Annotated in this window: 1 protein-coding gene; it reads left to right on the top strand. The window is 67.4% G+C overall.

What is annotated here, in order from left to right:
* The first annotated feature begins 622 nt into the window (after positions 1–622).
* The gene (locus AB0I41_RS35230; protein ID WP_357115834.1) at positions 623–1123 is read left to right on the top strand and encodes a hypothetical protein; all 501 of its coding nucleotides are present in this window, start codon (positions 623–625) and stop codon (positions 1121–1123) included.
* Positions 1124–1190: the final 67 nt, after the last annotated feature.

Here is a 1190-nt window from a genome sequence, read left to right as displayed (position 1 = left end):
CGACGAGTCGCAAGCACGGTTCGGGCGGGCGGCCTGCGGAAACGGACTGATGGCAACATCAACACCGCGCCGCAGGCCGACCCCACGGCGGCCCTGAACGGGCCGCACGCGCCGCCGCCAGGGCGCGCGGCCTGCACTCCGCTGCCGCTCCGCTGCGGCCATGCAACACGCCCGGCGGCTGGCGCGAAGAGCGGGAAGCCCGGGGGCCGCCGCAGACGATAGCGTCGAGAGTCGTTGATGTTCGTGGGCCGGCAGCCGGCCGGGCCGCGCGGGCGAACCGCGCGGCGTAGGGGAGCGCACGCCGGCCGCGTCGGCGAGCTGGCGGCGGTGGCGGGGTTGCGGTTACTGCGCCTCCGGCGGGGGCGCAACGACTCCAGGATGGCCGAAGACCGTCGGCGTGTCGCGGTCCGTGGGTGGTGGCGCAGGGCCATCCCGCCTGCCACCGACCCGGGCAAGCCGAGCAGACCACCGCCCGACCCGCCAGCGTCCGAACCTGTGTCAAGGTCCGCTTGACGTGGCGGGCCGGGCGGCGGCCCGCTCCCGGGAGGGGCGGGTCGGCGGCAGACGGGACGGCAGCAGTGGGGAGAGTGGTGCTGTTGCTGTGTCGGGTCATCATCGAGTGGTGGATGGCTTTTGGAGCGGCGCGGTCAGCGCGTTGATCGGTGCAGTGGTTGGCGGAGTAGCAAGCTGGCTTGCAGCCTGGATCCAGGTACGTGGCGCTATCCGTGTATCAAAAATGCAGACGGACCAGTCGCTGGAGGCTCAGCGGCTACTTCGCCGTGAGGAACGCGAGTACGAAGCGATTAGGGGGCACTACCCGCTGCTCTACAAGCAGTTACACCTGTTCTGGGACCTCAAGGATCTACACGGCGAGCACACGCCGACCGATGAGCACGGAACGTGTCCCGATCCGACCACAGGTGATCTAGACTTTAAATCCCTTTGGGAAGAGGTTGGCCAGATAAGGCTGATTCACTCCCCGCTCCTACATCCCGCAGTAGCGAATGAGCTTGATTTCCTATACGAGGTCCTTGATGACTGTCGGAGCGGCAAGTTCAACGGGGCGCTACTTGGCTTTTCAGACCCACTCTGCTGCCACGGCCCCGGCGTTGTTCCGGCTTGAGGTGTTCTGTCCAGGTTGAGGACCGGGCAGGGCTGGAGTTGTGGGACGAGCGCGACTCTGATGATCT

It is taken from the genome of Micromonospora sp. NPDC050200, assembly GCF_040656135.1.
Lineage (GTDB): Bacteria > Actinomycetota > Actinomycetes > Mycobacteriales > Micromonosporaceae > Micromonospora.
The sequence above is the reverse complement of the archived record's forward strand: the minus strand, read 5'-3'. Positions and strand labels throughout refer to the sequence as shown.